Annotated in this window: 7 protein-coding genes; 4 read left to right on the forward strand and 3 right to left on the reverse strand. The window is 36.7% G+C overall.

The features are described from left to right. Window positions 1-342: sterol desaturase family protein (locus E1140_RS02140; protein WP_185153376.1), on the forward strand; the 342-nt coding region annotated here is incomplete at its 5' end. Between the two features lie 36 nt (window positions 343-378). On the opposite strand, the gene E1140_RS02145 is transcribed toward E1140_RS02140, so the two are convergent. Then, a complete protein-coding gene (locus E1140_RS02145; protein WP_155178556.1) occupies window positions 379-804 on the reverse strand; it encodes a hypothetical protein in 426 nt (141 codons plus the stop codon). A gap of 54 nt (window positions 805-858) precedes the next feature. Continuing rightward, window positions 859-1,206 carry an arsenate reductase family protein gene (locus tag E1140_RS02150; protein ID WP_155178559.1) on the reverse strand — a complete coding sequence of 116 codons (348 nt, stop codon included), beginning with the start codon at window positions 1,204-1,206 and terminating at the stop codon, window positions 859-861. An 82-nt stretch (window positions 1,207-1,288) separates the two neighbouring features. Between E1140_RS02150 and E1140_RS02155 the strand changes: the two genes are divergently transcribed. The 3 genes from E1140_RS02155 (at window position 1,289) to E1140_RS02165 (ending at window position 3,474) form a co-directional block, all read left to right on the forward strand. Further along, on the forward strand, window positions 1,289-1,921 hold the full coding sequence (locus E1140_RS02155) for a ParA family protein (RefSeq protein WP_155178561.1): 633 nt from the start codon (window positions 1,289-1,291) through the stop codon (window positions 1,919-1,921). Continuing rightward, the gene (locus E1140_RS02160) at window positions 1,914-2,252 is read left to right on the forward strand and encodes a hypothetical protein (protein WP_155178563.1); all 339 of its coding nucleotides are present in this window, start codon (window positions 1,914-1,916) and stop codon (window positions 2,250-2,252) included. The genes E1140_RS02155 and E1140_RS02160 overlap by 8 nt, the downstream gene beginning before the upstream one ends. Before the next feature lie 82 nt (window positions 2,253-2,334). Then, on the forward strand, window positions 2,335-3,474 hold the full coding sequence (locus E1140_RS02165) for a cystathionine gamma-synthase (protein ID WP_155178565.1): 1,140 nt from the start codon (window positions 2,335-2,337) through the stop codon (window positions 3,472-3,474). 47 nt (window positions 3,475-3,521) lie between these two features. Here the strand turns inward: E1140_RS02165 and E1140_RS02170 are convergent. Beyond that, window positions 3,522-5,666 (reverse strand): tetratricopeptide repeat-containing sensor histidine kinase (locus E1140_RS02170; protein WP_155178568.1); only part of this gene is annotated, 2,145 nt, incomplete at its 5' end.

Genomic DNA, 5,666 nt, shown 5'->3' on the forward strand with positions numbered 1-5,666 from the left:
ATGATACTTGGAGGCTTTGAGCCAGAGCAGGCTTATATTGTTCATTTTATTGCCATAACCATCGGTCATTTGAATCATGCAAATATTAAAATTACCTGGGGACCTTTAAAGTATATTTTTAATAACCCAGTTATGCACCTTTATCATCATGCATATGTTTTACCAGAAGGTAGATATGGCGTAAACTACGGCATAAGTATGAGTCTCTGGGATTACATTTTCAAAACCAATTACATTCCTGAAGACAGTGGGAAAATTGAACTTGGCTTCAAAGGCGATGATAAATTTCCCAAGGACTTTATAGGCCAAAATACTTATGGCTTTAGAAAAGGCCAAAGTTAATTTAAAAATGAAAAGTAAAGGAGCAGGTCAAAAGACCTACTCCATTAACAATACCTCAAAACATGCCGTTTGCGGCATTATATCTTTTGAAGAAGGGTATGAATTAACAGCACGTAAAACGAGCTTAAAATCCTGATTATTAACCTCTGTAGCTATGGTATCGGCTTGCAAATAGCCTTTATTCCGCTCGATACAATCGCCCAGACAAAAGTTTAGTACCTCACTGTTATTGACCTTCAGATCAACGAAAACTTCTCCTGCTCTAATGCAGACCACATCCTCAGGACATCTATTGTCCTCTACCCTAACTACCAGAAAACTGGCCTCCACATTTTCTCCAATAGCAACAGTTTTAGACTGATTCAGTTTTAGAGATAGATAATCTCCACACAGATTACCAACGTTATCATCAGAACATGATACCAAGGTCAAACTGACAACAAGTATATTAATGTATTTCATAATGATGCGCTTTCCTTAAAGACACACCATGCCCAGAAATGGTTGGATTTGTAATTAGGATACTTTCGCTTTAACAGCCTCCACAGTCTTCTTACTGTTCCCTATAAATATCTCATTATCAATAATAAAAACTGGTCGTTTCAGAAAAGTGTATTCATCCAGTATAAAATTTTTTATTTCGTCTTCACTAAGATTACGCTCCTTCAGGCCTAATTCCTTGTACTTTCTCGCCACCTTACTGAACAAGGCCTCATAACTTCCTGCCAGAGCGTGCATGGCCTCTATTTGCTCATTAGTAATCTTCTCAGTTTTTATATCCTGCTTTTCGAAACCATCCAATCCTACTTCCTTCATAATTCTTTTGCAGGTATCACAGGTTGATAAATAATAGACTTTCTTCATTTTATTAGCTTTAGTTTCAAAGTAAAAAGATTTTAGTTTTAGTCGCCCTATTTTTATAATTTTAGTCAAGTACAATTATACTATGACAAAAATTATTTCATTCATTAGCCGAAAAGGTGGCACAGGCAAAACAACAAACGCTATCAATCTGGCTACTATGCTTCACAGCCTTGGTCACAAGGTGGCACTTATAGAAACTGATACAAACTATACGCTCAACACATTAAGAAAACTTGAGGTATTTAAATCAGGAGCAAAGGAAAATTCTTTATTTGAAATTCTGGGTTCTGAAGATGCTAAAATAGCTGATGACCTTGCTGAATTAAGGACATCAAAATCCTACGACTTCATAATTGTGGATAGTGCTGGCAAAACTACTGATGAAGGCATTAAGAAACTTTGCCTTCAAAGCGATGGAGTAATTGTACCTACCAGTTTGACACAAAATGACCTGCTAGTAACCTACCAAACCATTGAAGATTTATCACCAGCACGTGAGTTAAAATCAGAACTAAAGATAATGGTGCTGCCGAACAGGATACACAGCCTTACAGGATCAAAAACTATAATGGACGCCTTGGATAATCTGGATGCACATATTCTAGAAGTAACTGTACCTCAGAAGAACCTTTTTGTCAATTTCAGCACAATAATGGCTGAAAAAGAATACTTGAAAATTGCTCAAGAGATCATTAAAGAATTGAATCATGGCTAAGAAAAAGAACACACTCAAAGATCTTGATGCTTTTTTAAAACAAGAAGCCAAGAGTTTTGTACAACCAGAAACTGTAAAAAAAGAAGCTCAACCTGAAGCTAGAAAGCCCATTACCGAGCAACCAGCACCACAACCAATAGCCATTGATGACAATTCTGTTATTGACTTTTTAGCTAGTAAGGCATCAAGTGAAGATTTGTATAAGATTATTCAAAATGCCATTGAGAAATCAGGAAAAACATCTGCAGAAAATAAGATGTTGATAAATACCTTACTCTATCTCAAAGACAAAGACAACTGGAAAGAAAACATCAAGACCTACTGGTCGTGATTTAATTAAATTCTGCTGGATATTGAACGCCATCAGCTTTTCAGCCCGTTTATAACCCACCATATTTAAAGATTTTTTACCTATGAAATTTGGCACTAAGGCAATACATGCCGGTGTAGAACCGGATCCATCAACAGGGGCAATTATGACTCCGATATTTCAAACCTCAACATATGTTCAGCCATCACCTGGAGATCATAAAGGTTTTGAGTATTCGAGAACTAAAAACCCTACCAGACATGCTTTACAACAAAGTATTGCAGCCCTCGAAAATGGAAAACATGGTCTATGTTTCTCATCCGGTCTAGCAGCAATTGATGCTGTTTTAAAATTATTAAGCCCGGGTAATGAAGTTATTGCTGCCAATGATTTGTATGGTGGAACATACCGATTGTTCACTAAAGTATATGCCAAATTTGGTTTGAAATTCCATTTCATTGACATGAAAGATGTTTCCAACATCGAGAAGTATGTTACTGATAATACTAAACTTCTATGGCTTGAAACCCCAACTAATCCGATGATGAATATCATTGATCTTGCAGGTGCATCAAAAATTGCCAAAAAGCACGATTTGATGCTTGCTGTGGATAATACCTTCGCAACACCATATTTACAGCTGCCTATCGACTTAGGCGCTGATATTGTAATGCATTCAGTGACCAAGTATCTGGGAGGTCACTCTGATGTTGTAATGGGTGCTCTTGTTGCAAATGATGATCAGCTGGCTGCTGACTTGGCGTTTATTCAAAACAGTAGTGGAGCAACTCCAGGTCCGCAAGATTGCTTTCTTGTTCTAAGAGGAATAAAAACGCTACACCTAAGGGTTCAAAGACATTGTGAGAATGGAAGAGTGATCGCCAATTTCTTAAAAGATCATCCTAAAGTAGAAAAAGTGTATTGGCCTGGGTTTGAGTCGCATCCTAACCATAACATAGCAAAAGCTCAAATGAAGGACTTTGGAGGCATGATTTCATTTACATTAAAAGGAAATAGCAAAGAAGAAGCTTTTAAGGTTATGGAAAGTTTTAAACTCTTCTCCATTGCAGAATCTCTGGGAGGTGTTGAATCTTTGGTTAATCACTCCGCAACAATGACACACGCCAGCATACCTTATGAAGAAAGACAAAAGATCGGCATACTTGATTCGTTAATACGGCTTAGTGTGGGTATCGAAGATATAGATGATCTTCTTGAAGATATTAAATCTGCGCTTGCCTAAATCAAAAGGCCTTACGATTTGTAAGGCCTTTTGATTACCAATATTTTCTAAGCAGTGACATCTTCCGTTTTCCCAACTTCACTTCCTATAGGAAAATTTAATATGAACTTACTCCCTCTTCTAGGTTCTGTCTCCAGTATAATTTCACCACCAAGTCTATCTACAAGTGTTTTTACGATTGCTAAACCTAATCCATTAGAACTTTCACCAGCAGTTGGCTGAGCGCTTAGTTTGGTGAATTTCTTATACAAATTTTTCTTGTCCTCATCTCTAAAACCTTGTCCTGAGTCTTCAATATAAATTTGAATTTTCCCATCAGACTTAACCGCCCCTAACACTACTTTAGAATCTGGATTTGAGAATTTAATAGCATTTGAAACAAGATTATCCAGTATCCTTGAAAGGTATACCTGATCAGTAAACAAATATGCATGCGCATCGCTCACTTCAGTAACCACCTCTATATTTTTAGATTTTGCATCTGCATAGAAATACTTAGCCTTCTCAAGTATCAGATCACAAGCATCAACTTTTGATATATCTTTTTTACGACTATCATCCTCAAATGAATTGACGTCCAACAAATCTCTGATAAGGTTAATACCACTTACAGATATTTCCTGAAGTAGATTATTGTAATTGCTTTGCTCTTCATTAAGACCCGAAAGTTTTAACAATTCCGCAATACCCCTTATTCTATTAAAAGGCGATTTTAGGTCATGAGCAACTATATTCATTAAAATATCCTTCTCCTGATTGAGCTGGGCCAAATCATCATTCCTCTTCTGAAGCTTCTCATTTTGTGAATTGATGTGAACATTCTGTCTTGAAATCTCTTCTCTCTGAGCAGCTATTTCCTCGTTCTTCTCCTTAAGCTTCCTGTTATCAGCCCTTCTCTTTCTGCTCATTATATATAATGTCACCATCAAAGAGGTCACAACTAGCACAATAACTATTAAAGCGATATTCTGGGTTTGTTGGCGCTCTATAATTGCCTCATCTCGGGCTTGTTGGGCGGTTAGTAATATGTTTTCCTGATTCTTCTTTTCAATTTCAAACCTGGCCTCCAGCCTCTCAATAGTTCTGGCTACTTCAGCATTATCGAGGGCGTGATCTAACTCTGTGTATTTTAAAAAATAGTTATAGCTCTCAGCGACTTCACTCAGTTGGGCAGCAATTTCAGAAAGGTAATAGTAGGCATCACGTTCTAAAGCTAAATTCTTCGATGCTTGAGTGTTTTTAATGACTTTCTTCAGATAAGCTCTGGACTTATCATACGCTCTTTGTTCAAAAAATATCTTTCCAAGCTGAAGTTCAACCTGACTTATCAAATCGAAATTAGAGGTGATTTGTGCCCCCTTATCAGCCTTTAGACCAAAAATGAGTGCCTCATCGTATTTTTCCTGACTATAATAAAGTTGCGAAATACCTAGGTCGATGCTGGAAATGCTTACTTTATCATTAATGGATTCCGCTTTAACCTTGGCTTGAAGATAATGATCTAAAGCCTTATCGAAGTTTTCCATCTTCTCATAAATGCCTGCTATTTCAACGAGAGCAGATATTTGGCCTCTTACATTATTAGATTTTTCTCTAATAGTAAGCGCTTGCTTACTCATTTCAAGTGCTTTCTCAAAATTCTTTTGAGTTTGATAAAGCTCTGCCAAGCTTTTATAGCAGTATCCTATTCCTTCTGCATCGCCTATGTTTTGAAATATCTCTAGAGCTTTAAAATAGGTATCATATGATTTTAAAAAATCACCTTGATTTAGGTAAAGTCTACCTAAGCTGTTTAATGCATGAGCATATTGCGAAGAGTCATTATGAATCTCAGCCTCCTCAAGGGCCAAATTGTAATATTCAAAGGACTTTAAATTATTGCCTTTGTAGTGGTAGCCTATTCCAATATAATTTAATGACTGAGCCGTTCCACTTGTTAAATTGTAACGTTTCACAAGAGCAATAGCCCTCTCAGCATACAGTATAGTACTGTCTGGATGAGACTTACGATATTCCCACCCCAACTGATTATACAAATCAATTCTGGAAGTATCATTAAAATCTATCTGTCGAATTTGCGTCTGAATACTATCTATCCGATCAAAGTTTTGAGCAGATAATGGAATAGAAAGCAAAAAAATACAGACGGCTGAAATATAATATTTCAAGGATTTTCCCATTAGGTTCATTTC

The organism is Fulvivirga lutimaris (genome assembly GCF_009711525.1).
Classification (GTDB): Bacteria; Bacteroidota; Bacteroidia; order Cytophagales; family Cyclobacteriaceae; genus Fulvivirga; species Fulvivirga lutimaris.